The organism is Duganella aquatilis (assembly GCF_009674565.1).
Taxonomy (GTDB): Bacteria; Pseudomonadota; Gammaproteobacteria; order Burkholderiales; family Burkholderiaceae_D; genus Rugamonas; species Rugamonas aquatilis.
In genome coordinates this window covers 1-24,460 of the sequence record NZ_WKJL01000006.1, presented here as the reverse complement: position 1 = coordinate 24,460, position 24,460 = coordinate 1, and the positions used below count along the sequence as shown (strand labels likewise).

Annotated in this window: 25 protein-coding genes and 1 tRNA gene; 12 read left to right on the top strand and 14 right to left on the bottom strand. The window is 62.2% G+C overall.

The features are described 5' to 3' along the window. Positions 1-156 precede the first annotated feature (156 nt). The 6 genes from GJ698_RS10860 to GJ698_RS10830 all read left to right on the top strand — a co-directional run bounded on the left by GJ698_RS10860 (position 157) and on the right by GJ698_RS10830 (position 8,683). A complete protein-coding gene (locus tag GJ698_RS10860) occupies positions 157-2,382 on the top strand; it encodes a putative bifunctional diguanylate cyclase/phosphodiesterase (protein ID WP_229259932.1) in 2,226 nt (741 codons plus the stop codon). Continuing rightward, entirely contained in the window at positions 2,379-3,257 is an 879-nt protein-coding gene (locus GJ698_RS10855) for a phosphate/phosphite/phosphonate ABC transporter substrate-binding protein (RefSeq protein ID WP_154357642.1), read from the top strand. The genes GJ698_RS10860 and GJ698_RS10855 overlap by 4 nt, the downstream gene beginning before the upstream one ends. A gap of 439 nt (positions 3,258-3,696) precedes the next feature. After that, the gene (locus GJ698_RS10850) at positions 3,697-5,232 is read left to right on the top strand and encodes a M28 family metallopeptidase (protein WP_154357641.1); all 1,536 of its coding nucleotides are present in this window, start codon (positions 3,697-3,699) and stop codon (positions 5,230-5,232) included. Positions 5,233-5,315: 83 nt separating this feature from the next. Next, positions 5,316-5,717, top strand: a complete 402-nt coding sequence (locus GJ698_RS10845) for a hypothetical protein (protein ID WP_154357640.1) — start codon at positions 5,316-5,318, stop codon at positions 5,715-5,717. Positions 5,718-5,896: 179 nt separating this feature from the next. Next, positions 5,897-7,609, top strand: coding sequence for a malate dehydrogenase (quinone) (gene mqo, locus GJ698_RS10835; RefSeq protein ID WP_154357639.1), 1,713 nt, complete (start codon positions 5,897-5,899; stop codon positions 7,607-7,609). A gap of 93 nt (positions 7,610-7,702) precedes the next feature. Beyond that, positions 7,703-8,683 carry an NAD(P)H-quinone oxidoreductase gene (locus tag GJ698_RS10830; protein ID WP_154357638.1) on the top strand — a complete coding sequence of 327 codons (981 nt, stop codon included), beginning with the start codon at positions 7,703-7,705 and terminating at the stop codon, positions 8,681-8,683. 13 nt (positions 8,684-8,696) lie between these two features. On the opposite strand, the gene GJ698_RS10825 is transcribed toward GJ698_RS10830, so the two are convergent. The 5 genes from GJ698_RS10825 to GJ698_RS10805 all read right to left on the bottom strand — a co-directional run bounded on the left by GJ698_RS10825 (position 8,697) and on the right by GJ698_RS10805 (position 13,071). Further along, entirely contained in the window at positions 8,697-9,014 is a 318-nt protein-coding gene (locus GJ698_RS10825) for a hypothetical protein (RefSeq protein WP_154357637.1), read from the bottom strand. Continuing rightward, entirely contained in the window at positions 8,998-9,588 is a 591-nt protein-coding gene (locus tag GJ698_RS10820; protein WP_166454845.1) for a DUF4755 domain-containing protein, read from the bottom strand. Before GJ698_RS10820 ends, GJ698_RS10825 begins: the two co-directional genes overlap by 17 nt. 139 nt (positions 9,589-9,727) lie before the next feature. Continuing rightward, complete coding sequence (locus GJ698_RS10815) at positions 9,728-10,627, bottom strand: helix-turn-helix domain-containing protein (protein ID WP_154357635.1); 900 nt, start codon at positions 10,625-10,627, stop codon at positions 9,728-9,730. After that, positions 10,624-11,595: an AraC family transcriptional regulator gene (locus GJ698_RS10810; RefSeq protein ID WP_154357634.1), complete on the bottom strand. Its 972-nt coding sequence runs from the start codon at positions 11,593-11,595 to the stop codon at positions 10,624-10,626. Before GJ698_RS10810 ends, GJ698_RS10815 begins: the two co-directional genes overlap by 4 nt. A gap of 1,173 nt (positions 11,596-12,768) precedes the next feature. Further along, positions 12,769-13,071, bottom strand: a complete 303-nt coding sequence (locus tag GJ698_RS10805; protein ID WP_154357633.1) for a hypothetical protein — start codon at positions 13,069-13,071, stop codon at positions 12,769-12,771. A 627-nt stretch (positions 13,072-13,698) separates the two neighbouring features. Here GJ698_RS10805 and GJ698_RS10800 point away from each other — a divergent pair. From GJ698_RS10800 to GJ698_RS10790, 3 genes are all read left to right on the top strand, one after another. Continuing rightward, positions 13,699-13,872 (top strand): hypothetical protein, encoded by a 174-nt coding sequence (locus tag GJ698_RS10800; protein ID WP_154357632.1) that lies wholly within the window; start codon positions 13,699-13,701, stop codon positions 13,870-13,872. After that, positions 13,869-14,048 (top strand): hypothetical protein, encoded by a 180-nt coding sequence (locus GJ698_RS10795; protein ID WP_154357631.1) that lies wholly within the window; start codon positions 13,869-13,871, stop codon positions 14,046-14,048. Before GJ698_RS10800 ends, GJ698_RS10795 begins: the two co-directional genes overlap by 4 nt. Positions 14,049-14,396: 348 nt before the next feature. Continuing rightward, the gene (locus GJ698_RS10790) at positions 14,397-14,564 is read left to right on the top strand and encodes a hypothetical protein (RefSeq protein WP_154357630.1); all 168 of its coding nucleotides are present in this window, start codon (positions 14,397-14,399) and stop codon (positions 14,562-14,564) included. A gap of 88 nt (positions 14,565-14,652) precedes the next feature. On the opposite strand, the gene GJ698_RS10785 is transcribed toward GJ698_RS10790, so the two are convergent. The 4 genes from GJ698_RS10785 to GJ698_RS10770 form a co-directional block, all read right to left on the bottom strand. Then, positions 14,653-14,727: transfer RNA gene (locus GJ698_RS10785), tRNA-Val, on the bottom strand. A 49-nt stretch (positions 14,728-14,776) separates the two neighbouring features. After that, on the bottom strand, positions 14,777-15,493 hold the full coding sequence (gene dnaQ, locus GJ698_RS10780; protein WP_154357629.1) for a DNA polymerase III subunit epsilon: 717 nt from the start codon (positions 15,491-15,493) through the stop codon (positions 14,777-14,779). 33 nt (positions 15,494-15,526) lie between these two features. Then, positions 15,527-15,970 (bottom strand): ribonuclease HI, encoded by a 444-nt coding sequence (rnhA, locus tag GJ698_RS10775; RefSeq protein ID WP_154357628.1) that lies wholly within the window; start codon positions 15,968-15,970, stop codon positions 15,527-15,529. Continuing rightward, complete coding sequence (locus tag GJ698_RS10770) at positions 15,963-16,739, bottom strand: class I SAM-dependent methyltransferase (protein WP_154357783.1); 777 nt, start codon at positions 16,737-16,739, stop codon at positions 15,963-15,965. The genes rnhA and GJ698_RS10770 overlap by 8 nt, the downstream gene beginning before the upstream one ends. A 20-nt stretch (positions 16,740-16,759) precedes the next feature. Here GJ698_RS10770 and gloB point away from each other — a divergent pair, with 20 nt between their 5' ends. After that, the gene (gene gloB / locus GJ698_RS10765; RefSeq protein ID WP_154357627.1) at positions 16,760-17,566 is read left to right on the top strand and encodes a hydroxyacylglutathione hydrolase; all 807 of its coding nucleotides are present in this window, start codon (positions 16,760-16,762) and stop codon (positions 17,564-17,566) included. A gap of 28 nt (positions 17,567-17,594) precedes the next feature. Here the strand turns inward: gloB and aceB are convergent, their stop codons facing one another. After that, a complete protein-coding gene (gene aceB / locus GJ698_RS10760) occupies positions 17,595-19,193 on the bottom strand; it encodes a malate synthase A (RefSeq protein ID WP_154357626.1) in 1,599 nt (532 codons plus the stop codon). Between the two features lie 190 nt (positions 19,194-19,383). On the opposite strand from aceB, the gene GJ698_RS10755 reads away from it, so the two are divergent. Further along, positions 19,384-20,295 carry a LysR family transcriptional regulator gene (locus GJ698_RS10755; RefSeq protein WP_154357625.1) on the top strand — a complete coding sequence of 304 codons (912 nt, stop codon included), beginning with the start codon at positions 19,384-19,386 and terminating at the stop codon, positions 20,293-20,295. Positions 20,296-20,367: 72 nt separating this feature from the next. On the opposite strand, the gene GJ698_RS10750 is transcribed toward GJ698_RS10755, so the two are convergent. The 4 genes from GJ698_RS10750 to GJ698_RS10735 form a co-directional block, all read right to left on the bottom strand. Further along, complete coding sequence (locus tag GJ698_RS10750) at positions 20,368-20,571, bottom strand: cold-shock protein (RefSeq protein ID WP_008448165.1); 204 nt, start codon at positions 20,569-20,571, stop codon at positions 20,368-20,370. 245 nt (positions 20,572-20,816) lie between these two features. Then, the gene (locus GJ698_RS10745; protein ID WP_154357624.1) at positions 20,817-21,182 is read right to left on the bottom strand and encodes an Hpt domain-containing protein; all 366 of its coding nucleotides are present in this window, start codon (positions 21,180-21,182) and stop codon (positions 20,817-20,819) included. Position 21,183: 1 nt separating this feature from the next. Beyond that, positions 21,184-21,834, bottom strand: coding sequence for a uracil phosphoribosyltransferase (upp, locus tag GJ698_RS10740; protein WP_154357623.1), 651 nt, complete (start codon positions 21,832-21,834; stop codon positions 21,184-21,186). A gap of 46 nt (positions 21,835-21,880) precedes the next feature. Then, on the bottom strand, positions 21,881-23,557 hold the full coding sequence (locus GJ698_RS10735) for an isovaleryl-CoA dehydrogenase (protein ID WP_154357622.1): 1,677 nt from the start codon (positions 23,555-23,557) through the stop codon (positions 21,881-21,883). 75 nt (positions 23,558-23,632) lie between these two features. Here GJ698_RS10735 and GJ698_RS10730 point away from each other — a divergent pair. After that, positions 23,633-24,460: thiolase family protein (locus tag GJ698_RS10730; protein WP_154357621.1), on the top strand; the 828-nt coding region annotated here is incomplete at its 3' end.

Genomic DNA, 24,460 nt, shown 5'->3' with positions numbered 1-24,460 from the left:
GAAATTTTTCGCCTTGTAATAATTTGGCTCTTCAAGCCCATGCTTTCATTTTTTGCAGTATTCAAACGTCGTTGCGCTTCGCTTCTTACCAGCCAGCATACGTTAATTCCTGGCGCCTTCGTTCTCGGACTAGCCCTGCTGGTCTATCTATGGGCATTGCACTTCACGCGCATTCAGAACGAAAAGAAGCTGGCGCTGCAGGCGACCACGGAAAGCAGCCAGAATATCGCCACCATCGTCGCCACCAATCTGGAAGAGGTATTGGGCAGGTCGTCGCTGTACGCGCGCATCACCAGCAGCGACGGCCAGTCTTCCGGCGTAAAAAGCCGGCACTTCAATCCGCAGCAGGTCGGCGATTCCGCCTACCTGCGGGCGGCGCTGTATGACCAGGACGGCAAACTGATTTACTCGTCCGCTCACCAGCGGACCGAAGCGGAATTACAGCCGCTGCTCGATCAAGCACTGCGCGACGGCCAACACACCGAGCCGTCGCAAATCCTGATCGGCCATCCCCCTGTCGACGGCAATGGCGCCTGGCGGCTGCCCATCCTGGTGCCGCTCGGCGGCGAGCGCAGCGGAGGCTACTACGGCGCCATCCTCGACCTCGGCTACATCCTCTCCCGCTACCGCGAGGTCGAGCTTGGCCAGGGCGGCAGCATCGAGCTGATTCATTCCGATGGGCTGCCGCTGGCGGTGCTACGGGAAGGCGCCTTGTCGGTCGACACGCGCTTGCCCGGCTCCCACTCCACGCTGCCCAGCGAAATGGACGGGGCCACTTTTTCCAGCGGCCCGACCGACCTTGGCTATCTGTCCTCGGTACATCCGCTCGCCCACTATCCGATTCAGGTCGCGGTGACGCAAAATTCCGCCGTGGTGTTGGGCAGACTGTCGGCCCAGCACCAGGCCTACCTGGTGCGCTCCATGATCTTCTCGGCCGTCGTCATCCTGGTCATCGTCATTGTCGTGTTCAGCCTGCGGCACCAGCACCGCCTGCACCAGGTCGTTGCAGATTCCGAACAGGAGAAGAAGAAGCTGATCGATCTGCTGGAGCAGGAGAAGATCCGCGCCCTGGCCCTGGCCTCGCACGATTACCTGACCGGCATCCCCAACCGCCGGCAATTCCAGCAACTGGCCTCATCCGAGCTTAAGCGCGCCCGACGCAGCAGGAATTTGTACGCGCTGCTGTTCTTCGATCTCGACCGCTTCAAGCTGGTCAATGACAATCTCGGCCACGCGGTCGGCGATCTGCTGCTGAAGGCGGTTGCGGGCCGGCTTCAGGCGGCGGTCCGCAATTACGACCTGGTCGCCCGCCTGGGCGGCGACGAATTTGTGGTCCTGCTGTCTGAAATCCCGTCCGAGGATTTCGTCAGCCAGCTGGCTGCCAATCTCGTGCATGAACTGTCGAAAACCTATCTGGACCTCAATGGCCACAACGTCGAGACAAGCCCCAGCGTCGGCATTGCGCTGTATCCGCGCGACGGCCAAAGCGTGGACGAACTGTTGCTGCACGCCGACCATGCCATGTACAGCGCCAAGGCCAAGGGACGCGGCGTGTTCCGCTTCTACGACGCCTCGCTGAATGCATCGAGTGCGCGGCGCTCGGAACTGGCCTCGCGCTTCAAGTCCGCCATGCACGACAATGAATTCTGCCTGCACTTCCAGCCCAAAGTGGCGCTCGACGACTTCGCCGTCGCCGGCCTCGAAGCGCTGATACGCTGGGACCACCCGGAGCATGGCCTGATCTTCCCCGGCGACTTTATTCCGCTGGCCGAAGAGCAGAACTACATCATCCCGCTCGGACGCTGGGTCATCGACGCCGTCTGCCGCCAGATCGCGCAATGGCAGGCGCACGGCGTGCCGCTGGTGCCGGTGGCGATCAATGTCTCCGCGCACCAGTTGCGCGACAACCTCCTGCCCGAGGATGTGATCGCATCGCTGGTCCGCCATGACGTCAATCCGCAATGGATCGAGATCGAAGTCACCGAGAGCAGCCTGATCGAAGACACCGTGCTGGCGCGGCGCAATCTCGAATCGCTGGCCGCCATCGGCATCAAGATCGCCCTGGATGACTATGGCACCGGCTTTTCCGGCCTGAGCATGCTGAAACAACTGCCGATCAACGCCGTCAAGGTAGACCGTTCCTTCATCCGCGACATCCGCAACGACACCGACGACGCGGTCATCGTGGCCTCGACCATCTCCCTCGCCCACAATCTCGGCCTGATCGTGGTGGCCGAAGGCGTCGAGAGCAAGGACCAGTTGCTGCACCTGAAGGCGGCCGGCTGCGACCAGGTGCAGGGCTTCTTCCTGCAGCGTCCCGTGCCGGCGCAGGACATCGCGCCGCTGCTGCGCAAACGCCATTACACCTTCCCTTCGCCATGAACATCGTCCGCTTCTGCCGCGCGTTCGCGCCCCTGCTCCTGCTTGCCTGGCTGTGGCTGCACGCCCCCGCCGCCGGCGCCGAATGCGAAAATCCCGCCATGCTGCGCATTTCGATCATTCCTTCGGGAGACCTCAAGAAGGACATGCTGGCGCATCAGCCGCTGCTGCAAGAGCTGCGCGCGGCACTCGGCATTCCGGTCGAGATTTACGTCCCGCCGTCCTATGGCGCGGTGGTGGAAGGCCTGGTGTCCGGCGCCATCCAGCTGGCCCGCCTCGGTCCCGCCAGCTACGTCGCGGCCAAGAAGGCCGATCCGCAGCTCACAGCCTTCGCCAGCTTCGAGCACAAGGCGAACGCCTACCAGCAAGCGGGCGCCTTCTATCATTCGCTGCTGATCGTGCGGGCCGACAGCGGCATCGGCGATATCGCCGCGGTGCGCGGCAAGCGCCTGGCGCTGGTCGATCCGCAAAGCACCTCGGGCGCGCTGATTCCCAGGCATGTCTTCGCCAGACAGGTCGGCCGGCCGCTGGAATCCTACTTCGGGCAGATCGGCTATACGGGAAGCCATGTGCAGTCGGTCAGCCGCGTGCTCGACGGCCGGGCCGACGCCGCGTTTGTCGGCAGCGTCAACCTGGCGGCGGCCATCACTGATCCGGCCGCCATGCAAAAAGTCCGCGTGATATGGCGCTCGCAAGCCTTTCCCCTCGACCCATTCGTGTACCGCGGCCAGTTGTGCGAAGGACTGAAGAAAAAGATACGTGGCGTCTTCCTGAAAGGCGACGGCGCGCGCCAGGCGGCCGTGCTGGAAAATATCGATGGCGTGCGATTCGTGCCGATCTCGGACCAGGACTATCAGGCTGTCCGCGATATCTATTGAACGCTGAGAAGGCTATGGTGTGCACATGAAGACGAAAGGACGTCGTACGGCCACGGCGTTTGCAAGTGAAATTTGGCTTGGCAAATCCATCCTGACGCCCTGCTCCCGATGCAGACTGACCGACTGATTCTTTTCGAGCACAAAATCACCAATGTAGACGCTGCGACCTGAAGGGACTTCAAACGCAAGAAAGTCCCCTGACAGCGGACTCAGATCCGAAAACCTGGCGTATTTCCAAAGCCCCTCGACCTTCACGCCGTAAATGACGACAGCACGGCCATCCTGCGGATGGATCGCCGACGGATAATGTTCTGATCATACGATTGGAAGTTTGAAGTGGCCGTCACGGCGGACTGGCCGGGTGATCCCATTGTCGGTATATTAGCTTGTTGAATTGGAAATTACACATTTATTCACCCATCACCACTCAGGATTGCTCATGCAGAGATTATTCGCCTACGCCCTCACGGCCGCCATCGGCATCGCCGGCATCCAAGCAGATGCGGCCGCCGCCGATCCGCATCTGACACCCGACACCAGCGCCGCCCTCGATCGGATTTCAGCGGATTCCCTGCGCGGCCACCTGTCGTTCATTGCCTCCGACCTGCTGGAGGGCCGCGGCACGCCATCGCGCGGCCAGGACCTGGCGGCCGAATACATCGCCGCCCAATTCCGCCGCGCGGGACTCGAAGCGGTCGGCGACGACGGTTATTTCCAGACCGCGCACTGGAAATTCGCCGAGACCAATCTGAAGGATTTTTCGTTCCAACTCGACGCCGGCAAGGAGAAGCTGAGCATCCCCGCCAACCTCCTCAGCTTCAGCCTCGCGCAGTCACTGACGCTGGCGCCTTCCGCCATCGTCAAAATCGAAGCCAGTGACGCCGCCGCGCTCGACGCACAAAGCGCCGCGACGCTGGCCGGCAAGGTCGTCGTCACCAACCTGCCCGACTTCAACGCCATGCCGCACGAGCAGGCGATGACCGCCTACAAAGGCTGGCAGGCCTATGGCGCGAAGCTGGCAAAGCTGCATCCGGCGCTGCTGCTGATCGTCGACCGCGTACATCCAGCCGGCGACGCTGGCGGCAGCGGGCGCCTGATCGATCCCGAGAGCGGCGGCGAGACCGTGTCCACCGTGCCGCGCATGACCATCCATTCGACGCAGGCCATACAGGCGCTGGACGCGCTGGGCGCGGACGGCGGCGCGCGCGTCAGCGTCCATGTGGCGGCGCCGGTCGAACGCGCCGTCAAACTGCGCAATGTGATCGGCGTGCTGCGCGGTTCGGACCCGGTGCTGAAAGACACCTACGTGATGGTGACGGCGCATTACGACCACCTCGGCATCAAGGGCGGCAAGATCTACAACGGCGCCAATGACGACGGCAGCGGCACGGTGTCGGTGATGGAAATCGCCGGCGCACTGGCCGGCATGAAGCAGCGCCCCGCCCGCAGCATCGTCTTCATGACGGTGTTCGGCGAGGAGCTGGGCCTGTTCGGCTCGCGCTACTACGGTCGCCATCCCATCCTGCCGATCAAGCAGACCGTGGCCGACGTCAACCTGGAACAGGTGGGACGCACCGACAGCTCGGAAGGCCCGCAACTGAACAATGCGTCGATGACGGGTTTCGATTTCTCCGACGTCGGCGCCGTGTTCCAGAAAGCCGGCAAACTCACCGGCATCAACGTCTACAAGAACGAAGCCAACAGCGATTTCTATTTCGGGAAAAGCGACAACCAGGCGCTGGCCGATCAGGGCGTGCCCGCGCACACGCTGTGCGTGGCTTACGAATATCCCGATTACCACGGCCCGGGCGATCACTGGGAAAAGGTCGACTATGCCAACATGGCCAAGGTGGACCGCATGGTGGCGCTGGGCGTGCTGATGATCGCGAACGATCCCGTGGCGCCGAAATGGAATACCGCCAATGCGCTGACCAAGCCCTATGTCGAAGCCTGGACCAGGCAGTCCGGCCAATAAGCCGGGAAGTTGAGGCTTTCATTGCAAAATTCGCTCATTTCGTTCTATCATCATCCGCACCGTTGACCACTGGAGAAGTACCGATGACTGCGTTGCAAAATCGATCGATTCCCGAAGAAATGAAGGTTGCGCTCGGCGACTGGGACCGCATGGCGACAAGACTCACGCGTCTCTACGCACTCCTGGGAGCGCTCAGCGTGGTCTGCTCCCTGTTCGTTGCGACCTTTACGGGATCGGAAGCGGTGCCAGTCGGCTCGATCCGGGTGGTGGCATTTATCGGCACCGCGTCACTGGCGTGGATAGGCACCTTCAATATGGGAGCCAAGGCAAATGCGGCGCGCGGGGCCTGGCGCCTGCTGAACGCCGCATGCATCCGGTACAAGTACGAAGAAGCCTATACCTTCGAAGAACTCCACTCGCAGTACGTGGCTGGCGAGTCGCTATTGGGTGTGGTCACCATCTCCGAGCCGGCGCCAAAACATTGACGAAACTGCCGCCAATAAAAAAGCCGATCTTTTGAAAGATCGGCTTTTTTTTTAATCAGGCGTCCCTCGGATCTTCCCTTAGCCACATACCAGACGGGTGGCGAATTCGCTATGATCAAATTTGTAGCCGAAGCAGGCGCTATCGATGATAGTCCCACGCCCTCAGAAAGGTCTCCCCCATGAGTCAAGCAGCTAATAACAACGCAGCAGCGCCCGCCGGTTCCAAAGGCGTCTCCCGTCGCAAATTCATTGGGGCCGTGGTCGGCGCCGCCGCCGTCTGGGGCGGTTACTCGGTGTTCTTCGGCGGCCAGTTCCGCGCCGACAAGGCGGACCGCAAGGTCGACGTGCTGCTGATCGGCGGCGGCATCATGAGCGCCACCCTCGGCGTCTATCTGACCGAGCTTGAACCAAGCTGGACCTTCGAAGTGTTCGAGCGCCTGGACAAGGTGGCGGAAGAAAGTTCGAACGGCTGGAACAACGCCGGCACCGGCCACTCGGCGCTCTGCGAACTGAACTACACGCCGATGGACGACAAGGGTGTCGTGCACATCAACCAGGCCATCGGCATCAACGAGAACTTCCAGATCTCGCGCCAGTTCTGGTCGCACCAGGTGCGCAAGGGCGTGCTGGGCAATCCGCGCGAGTTCATCAATTCGACGCCACACATGAACCTGGTGTTCGGTCCGGAAAACCGCGAGTTCATCCGCAAGCGCGTCGCCGCCCTGAAGGCGTCGCCACTGTTCGCCGGCATGGAAATGACCACCGATCCGGCCAAGATCAAGGAATGGATTCCGATCATGATGGAAGGCCGCAAACCGGACGAAATGGTCACCGCCACCCGCTCGCCGCTGGGCACCGACGTCAACCTGGGTGCGATCACCCGCCAGTTCTACCAGCACCTGAGCCAGAAGAGCAAGATCTCGACCGGTCATGAGGTCCGTTCGATCACGCGCAACGACGATGGCAGCTGGCGCGTGTCGGCTTTCGACATCAAGGACAAATCCAAGGTCCAGACCATTGATGCCGGCCACATCTTCATCGGCGCCGGCGGCGCCGCCCTGCCGCTGCTGCAGCTATCGGGCATTCATGAAGCGAAGCAATACGGCGGCTTCCCGGTCGGCGGCGAGTTCCTGGTGACGGACAATCCGGCCATCACCTCGCGTCACCTGGCCAAGGTCTACGGTTTGGCCGACACCGGTTCACCGCCGATGTCGGTGCCGCACCTGGATACCCGCGTGCTGGACGGAAAAACCGTGCTGCTGTTCGGACCGTTCGCCACCTGGTCAACCAAGTTCCTGAAGAACGGCTCGTATTTCGATATCGCCAAGGCCACCACGCCGTCCAATATCATTCCGCAGCTGCAGGTTGGCGCGCATGAGTTCGCACTCGTGAAATACCTCGCGCAGCAGCTGGAGCTGTCAAAGGAGGAGAAAATGGCCGCGCTGCGTCACTACATGCCAGAGGCCAAGGATGAAGATTGGCGCCTGTGGCAGGCCGGCCAGCGCGTGCAGATCATCAAGAACATCCCCGATCAAGGCGGTGTCCTGAAGCTGGGCACGGAAGTTGTGGTGTCCGAAGACCGCTCGGTGTCGGCATTGCTGGGTGCGTCGCCAGGCGGCTCCACGTCGCCGGCGATCATGCTGTCGCTGCTGGAAAAAGTTTTCCCTGATCGGGTGAAGTCGGACGCCTGGCAGGCAAAAATCCACGAAATCGTTCCATCGTATGGCAAAAAGCTGAACGAGAATCCGCAGTTGCTGGCGACCACCTGGGCCGCCACTGCGGAAACGCTGCAACTGACGATCGCTTCGCCCAGCCTGGAAACCTTCGTCCCAGGCAGCGCTGCTGTCGAGCAACCTGGGCAAGTGAAAAAAGTGCCTGATATCGCGCTGTAAGCACGTGCCTGGTCATCGCTTTCGTGCCCGGATACGCCGCTATCAGCCAATTACGTGATCCTTCAGTGAGGGGCACGCCCGAAAGGAGTATTCATGAAAGCGATCACGTTTGACCAGTTCGGCGCTGCCGACGTATTGAAGATCGGCGAAGTCCCCGAGCCGGTATTGCGCCCCAACGACCTGCTGGTGCGCACCCGTGCCACCGGCGTCAACCGCGCCGACCTGACCCACCGTCGCGGCGGCTACGGCTGGCCGGACTTTGGCGACTCCACCATCATGGGCCTGGAAATCGCCGGCGACGTGATCGCTGTCGGTGAGAACGTGGAAGGTTACGCGGTCGGCGACCGCGTGATGGGCATCGTCGGCGGCGGCGCGTATGCCGAGGTGTCGCGCATCGACTATCGCATGGCGATGCCGATCCCGGACAACCTGGACTACATCCAGGGCGCCGCCATCACCGAGGTCTTCGTCACCGCGCACGAAGCGCTGCTCCACCTGGGCAAGCTGCAAAGCGGCGAGACGGTGCTGATCCACGCCGGCGCCGGCGGCGTGGGCGGTGCGGCCGTACAGCTGGCGCGCGCCAGCGGCGCCACCGTCATCGTCACGGCGCAGTCCGCCGCCCACGACCTGGTGCACCGCCTCGGCGCGCATCACGCGATCGATTACGTCGATGAGGATTTCGCCGACGTGGTCGCCAAATTGACCGACAAGCGCGGCGTCGACGTGATTCTCGATTTCATCGGCGCGCCCTACTTCGAGCGCAACGTCAACTCGCTGAACTTCGGCGGCCGGCTGGTACAGATCGGCATCATAGGCGGCATCGAGGATGCGCGCATTCCGCTCGACCGCCTGCTGTACCGCCATTTGCAGATCATCGGCACCGTGATGAAGTCGCGCACGCAGGAAACCAAACATGCGATGTCGCGCCGCTTCAAGGAACGCTGGCTGTCGCACTTCGCCACCGGCGCGCTGGCGCCGGTGATCGACAGTGTCTATCCGCTCGCCGAGGCCGGCGCAGCGCAGAAACGCATGGAAGATGGCCTGAACGCAGGGAAAATCGTCCTGACCACCTGATCATCTATCCAGGTCAGCCTCCCGCGCCCAGGAAGACCCAGCCGTCGCTCTCTTTCTTGAAGCGTCCAACCGCGTGGCCCATCGGGCCGTCGATTTCACACAAGAAGGCGTCCAGCTGCGCCTTCTCGCATTTGACGACCTTCACCGCCGCGAATTGGTCCTTTTGTTTTGCCGCGTCGGCTTTGCCGACGATGGCTTCGAGCTGCCGCAGCATCGCGGCCTGGACGTCCGATTCGCTCGGGCCGGACTGGCCACACCCCGCGAGGGCCAAGGCCGCCAGCGTCGAAGCGGTCGCGGCCATCACAGGTTTTATTTTATTGAGCATTGCCATACTGTTCTCCATTTACGACGCCGCCTTCATTGATTTCCTGCTGCAACAGCTCCATCCAGCGCGCCCGGACCATCGGCTCTTTCATCGCGACGCGCCACTGCGGCGCTTGCAAATCCTTCACCGTCAGGAACAGGCCGGTGTTGGCGCTGGCCTCTCGCGCCATCCGGGCGTTCGCGCCGGTCGCCGCGACATTGTTGGCGACGCCAAGGCCGCCAACGACACGCCCCGCCGTCTGCTCTTGGATGGCCCACTTGCGAATGTCATCGTAGGGATAGATCTTCCACACCCCATCGACCAGCACCCCGATCTGCCGCTTCGCGCGGCTCAAGGCGATGCCGGTCCCCTCCTCCGCGTGATCGAAGCCCGTCCCCTGGGGAACCCCGACGGCGCCGAGCATTTCCCGATGCAGCTTTTCGCGCTGGCCGGCGCGATACAGCGCGAACCAAACGAGCAGGCCCATCGGCCCCCATGCGAAAGCGCACAGCCCCAGGGCGGCCAGCCCGCCCGGAGCGGCGGGGATGAATATCGAAAAGAACAGCCCCCACAAAGCGAAAATCGTCGCGAAAAATCCCATGTCTTTCTCCTCACGTTGGCAGACGGGCGTAGCGCCCCAGAGGCCCATCGACACGCAGACGGCGTTGCGATAGCGGCGCTCAATAACCGGGAAATTACAGGTTCGCAGTCGCCATGGCTTGAATCCATGAGACGCCGCTTTAATTTTTTACAACTGAAAACGGGTTTGGTTTGAAACCGGCAGTGTTGGCGGATCGCGCCGACTCGTCGGCCCTCACCAGCCTCCGCAACAAGCTGGGCTGCATTCCGGCGGAAAGCTTGAATGACCGCGTCATGTGCGCGAGGTCCGCGAACCCCTCCTCCATCGCGATGGTCGTCAAGCTGTCCTCGGAGACCAGCCTGTCGCTCGCCCGCACGATGCGGGCGGCGGACCGAATGGCTTCGGCGGTAAGCCCCTCGCTCTGGAGCTTGCGCGCCAGCGATCGCGGATGGCAGCCCAGCTTGCGCGCCAGCTCCGCGATCGGCATCGCACCCTCGGACTCGAACACCAGCGCGACCTCGCCAGCGGCCGATCCCTCGACGCCAAGCTCTCGGGCCAGGCCCGACAAGGTTTGGAGCGTCGGAGGCTGGCTGTTCCTGGCGTTGCGCTCGGCGTTGGAGATCAGCGCCTCGAACAGGGCCAACGTGCCTATCCTGCACGGAGCCGGGTCGGCGGCCTCGACCCGCATCTCGCGGCGCGCCACGACCACGGGCGCGCGCCCTCCGGCTGCCGGCATCGACACGCTGGTGCGCACGGCCACGCCGGCCGAGGCGTTGTATTCATTGAAGCCCTCGACGATGCCGGCCGGCGACGACAAGCCGCCGATCAGCCTCACGCCCGGTGCAAGATCCAAAGCGAAGAACTCGCGGACCGCCTGCTCGATCTGCGTCTCTTTGGCGCCTTGGGCGGCACGGGAGCACCCCGCTGCGTTGTAGCGCTCGTAGGTAAGATGGCCATCGATGGTGTGCGCCACCACCGAGGCGAAGCGCGACATCGGCGTCCAGCCCGCACGTCCTTCCAGGGCATGGACCACGACATGGTATGCGAGGGATTGGTTCATCGCGCGGCGGGCAGTGCCAGGCCGAAGCCCCGCCTTGGGGCGCGTTCGACCAAGGATGGGCGGCTCCCGCGCAAGGCGCTTGGCGACATGCCGCAAGAGGATTTGAACACCCGCGTCATGTGCGCCAGGTCGGCGAACTCCTGGTCGGCCGCGATCTGCGTGAGGCTCGCGCCGGAGTGAAGCTGGTTGGTCGCGCCGACCACCATTTGCGCCAGGCGCAGCTTGCCGGCGGTGAGGCCCACTGCCTGAAGCTCGCGCTCCAGCGTCCGCTTGCGGCATCCAAGACGCGCGGCCAGGACGTCGACTGGGATGCGGCGCTCCCGCTCCAGGACCCACGCAGCCTCCGCCGCAGCGGACCGCTCGACGCCCAAGGCGCACGCGATGCCCGAAAGCGTCCTGTCTCCCCGAACCTGGCCGCACGCGCGCCGCTGGGCATACTCCACGGCGTAGTGGATGGTCGCCAGCGAGGCGATCTGGCAAATCTTGGGGTCGTCGAATCCATCAGGGGAGACGCGGCAGGCGTGGAGCCGGAATCCGTCTGGGCCGCCGCCGCTGGAGATCGACCAAAAGGGCGGCCTGTCGGCTAATGGCGAAGCCTCTCCGCCATCGACGTATTCGGCGAAGAGGCGGTCGCGCTGCCGGTCCCACTCGCGCCCCAGGTCACGCGCGTTGCTGGCGTTCATGCGCTCGACCACGGCGCGCGGATCCTCCAAGCCCAACAGGAATCCGTCCACGGGGTGAAAGGTCAGGCTCGTCGCCTCGTGGGCCGCGCGCTCCACCGCGTCAGCGCCGACACCCAAGGTGCGCGCCCGCCGTCCGGCGCCGAAGTATCTGTGGAATGGAAGCTGTCCGGCGATCGCGCTGAGAACCGAGCTGGCGAATCGGGACTCGGCAGTCCACCTGGCCTCGAATTCGATAGCGAAGACGAGCGAGCTGGGCACCCACCCGGCGCTGTCCTTGACCGTCATGTGCGCCCCATGCGACTGTCCACACCCATTTCAGCCCTTCCGTTGACCGATCGTCCAAATGGACACTTCTTTTATCATTTTGACATCAATGAGGTCTTTCCGCTTGAATCCATGCGACAAGTTGCACAATTGTCACCTTCATACGACACCCTGCCGAGGCTCGAATCAACAGCGCGTGGGATCGTCCGCCATTGCGCCAGCAGTCAATCAGGCGCTCCGCGGAAAATGTCGATGTCTGGTAGGGGTAGAGGTCACTTTACTCGGGTGCTGCGGCTTTCACGCTCTACCATCGTTTCTGCCGGCACGGCTGACTCGAACCTGGGCTCGCTGCTGGGATCGACAGTCTACGCTGGCGCGTCATTGCGGCCTCGCGATGTGGCGCCAAATGAAAAAAATTGCGACTTAGAAGTGGCGGGCTTTTCTTTTGGCGAACGAAGCCCGCCTGCATAACTAACCTTCGTCTGAAGCTTGGCAGCCTTCAGCTCTACCATTGAGCTACAAACGCATACTACGGTGCCGCTCCGCAGTCTCGTCGCCTACCGTGGCTCCGGACAAACGCATGTACAACGAATTTTATTGAATACTCAAATATGCTAGCGATATTGATGTCGATATGCTAACTTGAATATCGAAATAACGAGCCCTCTGCGACCCAAATGAAGATGCGCATTGATGTGGATATGTCTCAGGCAATCGCGAACGCGCTCGTTGTTGACGACGTACAGGGATCGGTTGCTGCTTGGAATTATCTAGTCAACCACGGAGTACCAACTCCGATCGCGCTGCGTGTTCTCTCCTCACCCTCACGACGTCGCGAGTCAGACCCTACCTACCCCACCTAGTAGTGCTCGCTTATAGCTTGTTCGCTCGTCAAGGCCGTGCTTATCACAGGCGTGCGCGTTGAGCGGCTGAATGATTGCAGCGCGGCCGACGCACGCGCCGGGGGGGACCCGCTACGAGCATTTCTGGCGCGATTCCGAATAGCCGTTAGCGGATGTGGCTTACGAGCCGTTCAAAGGCAGTCCAGCCCCCTACTCCGACCGGCTGCGGCCTATGCCGCGCTGTGGGAATCGATCAATGGCGCCGACAGTTGGGAAGCTAATCCTTGGGCCTGGGTGACTGAGTTTGCGCGGGCGGCAGCATGAAGGCGTGGCGACCGCGTCTAGAGGGGGCTTAGAAAGTGATGGTCCATTCGCCGGCAGCAGTTTCCTGACGGATGGCGGTGGTTTGGGTGGTGGTGCTGTTGGCAGCAACAGCCTGGGTGGGGGTCATGGCATAAGGGCTTTTCAGCTGGCAGGCGACGGCCGGCGTGGCTTTGGCGGCGGCAGCGGTGGCAGCGGCCGAGCTCTGCACGTTGCAGGACTCTTTCACTTCAAAGCTGACTTGCATGGAGGCGGTGGAGATTTTCCCGGCGGCGCTGGCCAGCAGTGGCAGGCTAAACAGAACGATGGCAAATACTTTAGCAAAAGTTTTCATTTTTACACAATTCGTTGAGGTGAGCATCGCTTGGATGGCTGCGTTAGTCAGGTGATCAAGAAGCTATGAAGTGTTGATCTACGGGAAGAATTTTATCGCACGAAAACAATCTATCGAATATTCACAATTCACACACAAAATTGGCCTGTGGAAATGTCGTGATTTTTGGTGAGTTTTGCGAGAGATTTTTTACTCTATTTATGAAGGAAAAAAGACGCGCAGATTAAGCTGTTTTCATAGGAGAAATAGTGAAAATCGCGCTCAGAAGAGGAGCCAAAATTGACGCGTAAAAATACGCACATTGTCACAGCATTCCTCTAGCACTCAAATGTCACACTTTCTTGCATCGAACATGCAAGTAACTCTACGTGAAGCAAAGTAACTATCCGAATTTTGTGGCTGGCTAGACATAAGAAATTGCAAAAATGAAACGCAAACTCAAAAGTGATCTATACCAATCTTTGCAAGCCCCGATGCCCAGCGACCCGCACTGCCGGCGCCGCGCATGGCAACTAATCGCCCTGCTCTACGGCGCGGCGGTGCTGGCTAACATCTGGTAGGCGCTGTCATGAGCGTGCGGGACACACTGCCGCCGCCCACGGCGCGCGATCTGGCGGACAGCATGACATGCGCATTCGCCGCGCAAAGCAGCGCTGCCGCCCGATCCTGCACCTGAGCGTCAAGCAGTTCATCACCGGCTTCTGCTGGCACAAGGCCGACGACGAGATGGTCGTCTACCTGGAGGGCATCACCAGGCCGGTCCGGCCGTGTGACATAACGATTATTGAGGAAGCAACGTGAACGATAAAACTGCAACAGCACCGCCGCACGACGACTTGCGCGACCTGATCGGCCAGGCCATCAGCGACGAGATCGCCGCTGGCGCCGAGCAGCCAGACTGGTGCGATAGTCGCGAGATCGACCGGCTGGCGGACGCAGTGCTGGCCGTGCGAGTTCGGCCGGCGCGCGTGGGCTGAGCGCGCCAGGCGCGCGGCGGAAGGCGGCGCCGCATGAGCCTCCACGAGATGCTGATGGCCTGGCCGCACGAGCGCCTGGTCAAAGAATTGAAGCGCTAAGCCGAGGCAAACGCCGCGCTGCGCCGCCGCGTGCTACAGCTGGAGGAGGAAGTCTTCTGGCTGAAGGTACCGGCCATCCAGGCGCACGCCGGCGCGCGAACGCGAGCTGTTCGAGTCGGCCGCTCGCGGCATCGGTTGGCCGGTTCGCGCGTTCGAGATTGACGGCGCCGGCGACTACCTCATCCGGTACACCCACTACAGCTGGGGCCTATGGCAAGCATGCGCGGCGCTGGCAAAGGAGACTCCGCCATGATGATGAACGAACGGAAACTGGAACGAATCGCTGAACTCGTCGCCAGCAAGACCACCGGCGGATTGAACCGGCAGCAGCTCTCTGCGGCAGCGAATCTACGATCCGCCGGCTTGAACAAAGCGGACGAGGCATTGGACAAGCTATCTAGCTTAGCGACGAAGTAAATTACACCCAAAAATTACACCCAACAAAAAAGCCGATCTTTTGACGGATCGGCTTTTTTGATAAGTGATTGAAATCACTAAGAATTCTTGGTGGGAAGTGCAAGTTTCGAACTTGCGACCCCTGCAGTGTGAATGCAGTGCTCTACCCCTGAGCTAACCTCCCGTTGAGTGCGAGCATTATAGAGCTTGCACCCGCTTGTTGCAAGTCCTGTTTAAGCGGCAGCCGGTGCGGCCAGCGATGCGGTCCAGATGCACTGCCCTTTCACCGCCTTGTCCAGGCCCGCCAGCGTTTCCGCGTGCGCCGCCAACTCATCGTCCGACGCCGGCACGAAGATGATGTCGGCCATCGCTACCGGCTCCAGCATGTCGCCGATGTTGACTACTTCCTCTTCCACATCCATGCCCAGGCTGTTCTGCCCACGCGTCATGGCCAGGTAGACGTCCGCCAGCAATTCCGCATCCAGCAGCGCGCCGTGCAGTTTGCGGTGCGAGTTGGAGATGCCGTAACGGTCGCACAGCGCATCCAGCGAGTTGCGCTTGCCCGGATGCAGTTCTTTCGCCTGCACCAGCGTGTCGATCACGCCGCCGATGTGCGAGTTGAAATCCGGCAGGTTCAGCAGCCGGAATTCGTGGTTCAAAAAGCCCAGGTCGAACGGCGCGTTGTGGATGATGACTTCGGCGCCCTGGATGTATTCGCGCAGCTGCTCAACAATCTCGTGGAATTTTGGCTTATCGCGCAGAAATTCGGTGGTCAGGCCGTGGACATTCAGCGCGCCCTCTTCCGATTCGCGTTCCGGATTGATGTAGAAGTGGAGATTATTCCCCGTCAGCATGCGGTTGTTCAGCTCGACGCAGCCGATTTCCAGGATGCGGTTGCCCAGCTTGGGGTTGATACCGGTGGTTTCAGTATCGAGGACGATTTGGCGCATAGTGTTCCGTAATAAGTTCCAGCAAGCAGTATATCAGCGCCCGCGCGCCACTTCCACGCCGCGATTGGCCAGCATGTCGGCGCGTTCGTTGCCGGGATGGCCGTTGTGGCCGCGCACCCAGCGCCATTCCACGGTGTGCATCTGCTGCGCCGCATCCAGCGCCTTCCACAGGTCTTCGTTCTTGACCGGTTCCTTGCTGGCGGTTTTCCAGCCGCGCGCCTTCCAGCCGTGGATCCACTCGCTGATGCCTTTTTGCACGTACTGGCTGTCGGTGTGCAGCACCACGTTGCACGGACGCTTGAGCGCGCTCAGCGCTTCGATCACCGCCTGCAACTCCATGCGGTTGTTGGTGGTGTCGCGCGCGCCGCCGCAGATTTCCTTCTCGGCGCCGCCGGACACCAGCAGCGCGCCCCAGCCGCCCAGGCCAGGGTTGCCCTTGCACGCGCCGTCGGTAAAAATTTCAACCTTGTCATCCATCCTGCTGTTCCCGTTGTTTGTTTGTGACCGGCACACCCGCCGGGGCGCTTGCCGTTTTTCTGGTCCATGCCGGACCGATCAGACGCATGCCTTTCATGCGCTTGATCGCTTGTACGATGTAGACGCTGCCGAAGTATGGCCACCAGCGCGACCCGGCATTATCCATGAAGGCGTAGCGGTTGAGCCATTTATCTGTGCGGCAGGCCGGCGCGTAGCAGCCGAAGTGGCTCTGGCTGGCGCTCATATTCAATAATTTTAACCAGTCTTTCATGCGCGGCATAGAGATCAGCTCTTCGGTCCTGGGCAGGAACGAGGTGCCGCCGACGCGCCGCAGCACGTGCCGCGCGCCCCACAGGCTGGCCGGGTTGAAGCCGCAGATGATGACCTGCCCTTCCGGAATCAGCACCCGCTCGACTTCGCGCAGCACCTGGTGCGGGTCGGTGGAGAATTCCAGCACGTGCGGCAGCACGATCAGGTCGATGCTTTGCGAGGCGAACGGCAGCTCGGTGTAATCCAGCGTGACGGCCACCGTGCGCTGCTCCTCCTGCGCGGCGCGCGGCTTGCGGTCAGCCAGCAATTTGTAGGGCATGCGGCTGGCCGCCAGTGCATCAATTTGAGGCATACCGATCTGCACCGCGTTATAGCCGAAGATATCCGCTGTTAAATTATCGAGACAGCTTTGTTCCCACGCACGCATGTACACACCTGCGGGCGTTTGCAGCCAGCCTTCCAGCGCTATAATGGATTTCTCCGACCCCGCCTTATCCATGCTTAGCCTTTTGCAATCCAATGACCATATCTTCTACTCAAGCTCTCAGTGTTCTAACGGTTCCTGCATTCCGCGATAATTATCTGTGGTTGATACATGATGGCACACATGCCGCGGTGGTCGACCCGGGCGACGCCAAACCTGTGCTGGCGGCGCTGAAAGAAAACGGACTCAAGCTCACCGCCATTCTACTCACCCATCACCACGCTGACCATATCGGCGGCGTTCCTGAATTATTACAGCATTATCAGGTTCCCGTTTTCGGCCCGCGCAACGAGACGATAGCCGCGGTCACTTTGCCCGTGGGCGAAGGCAAGATCGTCGACGTGCCGGGTCTGGCGCTGAAACTGTCGGTGCTGGACGTGCCGGGCCACACCATGGGCCACATCGCCTACGTGCGCGAGGCGCATGGCGACGAGCCGGCCTGGCTGTTCTGCGGAGACACCTTGTTTGCGGGCGGCTGCGGCCGGCTGTTTGAAGGCACGCCGGCGCAGATGATCAGCTCCCTCGGCAAGCTGGCCGCGTTGCCGGACGATGCCAAGGTGTATTGCGCGCACGAGTACACGCTGTCCAACCTGCGCTTCGCGCGCGTGGTGGACCCGGACAATGTGGCGCTGCAGGAACGGGTAAAGGTGGAAACCGACAAGCGCGAGCACGATGTGCCGACCGTGCCCAGCACCATCGGCCTGGAAAAGGCGACCAACCCCTTCCTGCGCTACCGCGAGCCGGCGATTGCGGAGCAGCTGGTGAAGGCCGGGCGTCTCGATCGCGTCGATACGCCGCTGGCCACCTTCACCGCGCTGCGTTTGTGGAAAAACGACTTCTAAAGAAAACGGCCCTTGCGGGCCGTGGTGTTTAGATTTCTTCGTACAGCGGCAGCGTCAGGAATTCCTCGAACGCTTCCGAAGTCGACATCTGCTCGAAGATCTGCGCGGCGCGCGGATAGGTCGGGCCGTCGCCGCCCGGCGCGGCGGCCTGCACCTTGGCCAGTTCTTCCGGAATCATCGCGCGCACCATGTCGGCGGTGACCTTGCGGCCGTCTTCCAGCACGCCCTTGGTGGAACGAATCCACTGCCACACTTGCGAGCGGCTGATTTCCGCCGTCGCTGCATCTTCCATCAAGTTGTGGATCGGCACGCAGCCGTTGCCAGCCAGCCAACTGCCCAGGTAGTGGATGCCGACGTTGATGTTGTAGCGCAGGCCGGCCTCGGTGATCGGCGCTTCCGGCTTGAAGTCCAGCAGCTGCGCCGCGGCCACATCGATGTCTGGACGCTGCTTGTCGATCTGGTTCGGCTTATCGCCCAGCACTTTCTTGAATTCGGCCATCGCCAGGTCGACCAGGCCCGGGTGCGCGACCCAGCCGCCGTCGTAGCCGTCGGTGGCGTCGCGCGCCTTGTCGTTGCGCACGCCGCCCATGGCGATGTCGTTCTTTTCAGGATCGTTCTTGATTGGGATCAGCGCGGCCATGCCGCCGATCGCCGGCGCGTTGCGCTTGTGGCAGGTCTTCAGCAGCAGCAAGGCGTAGGCGCGCATGAATGGCGCGGTCATCGTCACCTTGGCGCGGTCGGCCAGGCAGAAATCCTTGTCCAGCTTGAACTTCTTGATGCACGAGAAGATGTAGTCCCAGCGGCCGGCGTTCAGGCCGGAGCTGTGTTCGCGCAGTTCGTACAGGATCTCGTCCATCTCGAACGCGGCCAGGATGGTTTCGATCAGCACGGTGGCCTTGATGGTGCCTTGCGGCAGGCCCAGTTCGTTTTGCGTCAGCACGAAGATGTCGTTCCACAGGCGCGCCTCCAGGTGCGACTCCATCTTCGGCAGGTAGAAGTACGGGCCGGCGCCGCGTGCCAGCTGCTCCTTGGCGTTGTGCACCATGAACAGTGCGAAGTCGAAGATGCCGCCGGAAACGCGCTTGCCGTCGACCAGCACGTGTTTTTCATCCAGGTGCCAGCCGCGCGGACGCACCACCAGCGTGGCGACCTTGTCGTTCAGCTTGTAGGACTTGCCGTTCTGCTCCAGCGCAATGGTGCCGCGCACCGCGTCCTTCATATTGATCTGGCCGGTCAGCTGATTGTCCCAGTTCGGCGTATTCGAATCCTCGAAGTCGGTCATGTAGCTGTCGGCGCCGGAGTTCAGCGCGTTGATGACCATCTTGCGCTCGACCGGGCCGGTGATTTCCACGCGGCGACATTCCAGCGCTTTTGGAATCGGCGCGATGGTCCAGTCGCCGCTGCGGATGTGCGCGGTTTCGGCCAGGAAGTCAGGACGCTCGCCGGCGTCCAGGCGCTTGGCGCGTTCCACACGCACGGCCAGCAATTGCTGGCGGCGCGCTTCGAATTCGCGGCTCAGCTTGGCTACCATCCCGAGCGCTTCCGGCGTCAGGATTGCTGCGTAGCCCGGCTTGATCTCGCCGGTGATTTCCATGCCTGCTGGCAGAGTGATGGTGGACTGCGTCATGTCGTGTCTCCGTAGAAAAATATTAACGAATCGGTCTCATTATAGGCTTGTTGCAGTGCGATGTTTTTAGTGTGTTGGCTCGGTTACACACCGCATTGTTTTACAGTATATTCACTCTTTAGTTATACAAACTAGACTAAAAATCATTTCATCTATGCGTTTTTGTAAAAACTGACGGAGACAAGCAGGCATGGGGCAGTTCAGACAGATATCCACCTTTGTCGAGGTGGTCGCCAGAGGGAGCCTGTCGGCTGCCGCGCGCGCCGAGGGCATCGCCCCGGCAATGATCGGCCGCCGGCTGGATGCGCTGGAGGCGCGCCTGGGCGTCAAGCTGCTGCAACGCACCACGCGCAAGCTGGCGCTGACCGACGAAGGCGCCGCCTTCCTGGAGGACTGCCAGCGCATCCTGGCCGAACTGGAGGAAGCGGAATCGGCGGTGGCCGAACGCAGCTCGCACGCCACCGGGCATCTGATGATCTCGGCGCCGGCCGGCTTCGGCCGCCAGCACGTGGCGCCGCTGCTGCCCTCCTTCCTGTCCGAACACCGCGACGTCAGCGCCACGCTGAACATGAGCGACCGCGTGGTCGACATCGTCGGCGAAGGCATCGACGTGGCGATCCGTATCGCCAGCATGTCGGACTCCAACCTGGTCAGCATCAAGCTGGCCGACAACGAGCGCGTGGTGGTCGGCGCGCCGGCCTACCTCAAGCGCCACGGCGAACCGAAGACCTTGGCCGACCTGAGCAAGCACAATTGCCTGGCGATCAGCAGCGAAGGCAGCCAGCGCGGCTGGACCTTCCGCGAGGACGGCAAGAACGTGGTGCTGAAGGTGAACGGCAATATGGCCTGCAACGACGGCCAGGTGCTGCACGAATGGGCGCTGGCCGGCAAGGGCCTGGCGTGGCGGTCGATGTGGGAAGTGGGCAGCGCCATCGAGGCGGGCAAGCTGCAGACGGTGCTGGATGGCTATTCGGCGCCGGGCAATGATATTTATGCGGTGTTCGCGCAGCGCCGGCATTTGCCGTTGCGGATACGGGCCTTCGTGGACTTCCTGCGCCACACCTATGCGCAACCGGATTACTGGCGCAAGTCCGGAAAATAAAACAATCTAAAACATTCAGGCGAAAAAAAATCCTCGGATACCGAGGATTTCTTGATCGTTAGATCCAGCGTATTACAGAGGCTGAATGTTCGAAGCTTGCTTGCCTTTAGGGCCAGCGGTTACTTCGAAAGAAACGCGTTGGTTCTCTTGCAGCGACTTGAAGCCAGCCGACTGAATCGCCGAGAAGTGAGCGAACAGATCTTCGCCGCCTTCGTCAGGGGTGATAAAGCCGAAACCCTTCGAGTCATTGAACCATTTTACGATACCAGTTGCCATTACAATTCCTATTTCAGTTAATTTGGGCTTGCGCCCGTGATATCGTTTTTGAGGCAAGAAAGACAAACTGTACTACTCTTGAATCTAAACGATGCCGCATTATACCCATTTACGAGAGAAAAGCACGTTTTCACGAAAATAAATGCAAAGCGTCGCTTTTTTTGCTAGAAAACTCTCACGTGGGGCCGTGAATGTCACTATAGACAATTAAATCCTATAGGGTTTGAGGCAGATCAAGCGCACGATTAGTCGTACTGGCTTGCCTTGGCGTCACGGGCGGCCCACACCAGCAGCTTCTCGACTTCCGGCACCACCGGCGCCCAGCCTTCCCCGCTGCCCAGCACCGCGCGCACCATCTGTTCGATGCGGCGCGATTCCTGGCCGAACACGGCAAAGCCGAAGGTGCCGGCCGAACCGGCCACGCCGTGCAGCACTTCGTGCAGCTGGTGCAGCGCGGCTTGCGACGGCGCGGCGCCGGCGGCGACGTTTTCCGCCACACAGGCGGCCAGCGCGGCGCGGATCTTGTCCAGGGTGCCTGGCACGGTGGCGGCGAACTTGTCGTTCAGCGCGGCCAGCCTGGCGCGGAAATCGGGATCGACGGGCGTAGCCATATTATTTGGTCCCGAAAATGCGGTCGCCGGCGTCGCCCAGTCCAGGCACGATGTAAGCGTGGTCGTTCAAATGCGAATCCAGCGAGGCGCAGTAGATCTTCACGCCGGGATGGGCTTTCTGGAAGACTTCAATGCCTTCCGGCGCTGCCACCAGCGCCAGGAAGATGATCTGGTCGTCGGTCACGCCGCGTTTTTTCAGGACGTCGACCGCATGCACGGCCGAATTGCCGGTCGCCACCATCGGGTCGCACAGGATGAAGGTGCGTTCGATCGTGTCCGGCAGGCGCACCAGGTATTCCACCGGCTGGTGGGTTTCCGGGTCGCGGAACACGCCGATGTGGCCGACGCGGGCCGACGGCACCAGGTCCAGCAGGCCGTCGCTCATGCCGATGCCGGCGCGCAGGATCGGCACGATGGCCAGCTTGCGGCCGGCGATGACCGGCGCGTCGATGGTCATCAGCGGCGTTTCAATGGTGCGGGTGGTCAGCGGCAAGTCGCGGGTAATCTCGTAACCCATCAGCAGTGTGATTTCCTTGAGCAGGTCGCGGAAGGTACGGGTCGACGTATCCTTGGAACGCATATGACTCAGTTTGTGCTGGATCAGCGGGTGATCGGTAATGAACAGGTTAGGAAAACGCGGGTCTTGTTTCATTAGGCAGGCTCTTGTTCAGATGGGTGTATGCCGTCATTATACTAGTCTATTCCACCAATGCCCTAGCCAGAATGGCCGCGCAATCGACGCCCGGCGGCAGCCGTCCGTAAGCGCCGCCCGGTTCGCGCTTGAGGCGCGAGGCGACGAAGGCCGACGACACATAGGCTGGCGCATGGCGCAGCAGCAGCGCCGCCTGCACCGCCAGCACCACCCGCTCGGCCAGCACGCGGGCGCTGAATTCGTCGGCCTGCTGCTGCGCCAGATCGGCCAGCAGCGTGCTGCGGTAGGCGACGAAGAAAATGTCGCCATTGCCGGCCTGCGCCAGTTCCGTCGCCAGCGCCTCGCGCGCGTCGGGCGATTTGCCGAAGGCGCGCAGCAGGTCCAGGCACATCACGTTGCCCGAACCTTCCCAGATCGAATTGACCGGCAGTTCGCGGTACAGGCGCGCCAAAGGGCTGTCCTCGACGTAGCCGCTGCCGCCGATGACTTCCATCGCCTCGGCGCCGAAGCCCGGTCCGCGCTTGCAGACCCAGTACTTGCCGGCCGGCGTCAAAATACGCGCCAGCATCGCCTGCGCCGGGTCGCGCGATTCGTCGAAGCAGCGCGCCAGCCGCATCGCCAGCGCGGTGGCGGCTTCCGATTCCAGCGCCAGGTCGGCCAGCACGTTCTGCATCAGCGGCTGCTCGGCCAGCGGCCGGCCGAAAGCCACCCGGCGCCGCGCGTGGTGCAGCGCATGCGTCAGCGCCGCGCGCATCGCCCCGGCGCTGCCAAGCACGCAATCGAGCCGGGTGTGGCCGCCCATTTCCAGGATGGTCGGGATGCCGCGTCCCAGCTTGCCGATCAGCCAGCCGTAGGCGCCGGTGAATTCCACTTCGGACGAGGCGTTCGAGCGGTTGCCCACCTTGTCCTTGAGCCGCTGCACGCGGATGGCGTTGCGCTCGCCGTTCGGCAGGTAGCGCGGCAGGAAGAAGCACGACAGGCCGGCGCTGCCGCCGTCATCGGTCTGCGCCAGGATCAGGTGGGCGTCGCTCTGCGGCGCCGAGAAAAACCACTTGTGGCCGACGATGCGAAACACGTCCTCGCCCTCCTCGCCGAACAAGGCGCGCGCTTCGGAAGGCGCCACCGGCTCGGCGCGGGTGGTGTTGGCGCGCACGTCGGAACCGCCCTGCTTCTCGGTCATGCCCATGCCGATCAGGGCGCCGGTCTTTTGCTCCACCGGCAGCGAGCGCGGATCGTATGCGTTGGACAGGATCTTGGGCAGCCACCTGGCGGCAATGCGCGGCGCCTGCCGCAGCGCCGGCACCGAGGCGTAGGTCATGGTCACCGGGCACTGCGAGCCATTCTCCACCTGGCCGAACAGCAGATAGCGGGCGGCGCGCGCCACCTGGGCGCCGTTGCCGTCCATCCACGGCGACGAATGCGCGCCATGGCCGATCAGCAGCGCCATCAGCTGGTGCCAGGCTGGATGGAATTCCACCTCGTCAATGCGATGGCCTTCGCGGTCGAAATTGTGCAAGGTGGGAGAGTAGAGGTTGGCCAGGCGCGCCAGGTCCAGCGTTTCCGCCCGGCCCAGTTCGGCGCCCAGCGCGTGCAGCGACGCCGCCGCGTCGGCCGCGCCTTCGCGCGCCAAGGCTTCCTGCAAGGCCGGATCGGCCGCAAACAGGTTGATGTTCTCAAACGGCGCAACAGTATTGCGCACTTCGTGGGTATCGAAAGGCTGCATTTTGTCTCCGTTCAAATCGCTGTCGTCAATTTTCTTGAACAATGAGCAGACTAGCATACAAAAAAAGGAGATCCCATGAGCGACGCCTATATTTATGAAGCCATCCGGACGCCGCGCGGACGCGGCACGCATGACGGCAGCCTGCACAGCGTCAAACCGGTTTCGCTGGTCACCGGGCTGCTGCATGAACTGCGCGAGCGCCACCAGATCGACACCGCGCTGATCGACGACCTGGTGCTGGGCTGCGTCACGCCGGTCGGCGACCAGGGTGCGGACCTGGCGCGCATCGCCGCGCTGGCCGCCGGCTGGGACTGGAAAGTGGCCGGCGTGCAGCTGAACCGCTTTTGCGCCTCCGGCCTGGAAGCGGTCAACCTGGCGGCGCAGAAGGTGCGTTCCGGCTGGGAAGACCTGATCGTCGCCGGCGGCGTCGAATCGATGTCGCGCGTGCCGGAAGGCGCCGACGGCGGCGCCTGGTCGCTCGATCCCGACACCAGCCTGCGCACCGGCTTCATGCCGCAAGGCGTGGCCGCCGACCTGGTCGCCACGCTGGATGACAGCCAGCGCGAGCAACTGGACGCCTACGCGCTGCGTTCCCAGCTGCGGGCCGCCGCCGCGCGCGCCGACGGCCGCTTCCGCTCCGTCGTGCCGGTACGCGACCAGAACGGCGTGCTGATCCTCGAAGAGGACGAACTCGTCAAACCGTCCACCAGCATGCAGACGCTGGAAGGCCTGAAGCCTGCCTTCGCCGCGATGGCGGAAACCGGCTTCGCCAGCCTGGCCCTGCGCAAATACCAGCAGTTGGACGGCCTGCGGCACCTGCATACGGCGGGCAACTCCGCCCCCGCCGCCGACGGCGCCGCGCTGGCGCTGATCGGCAGCAAGGCGGCCGGCGCGCGGCTGGGC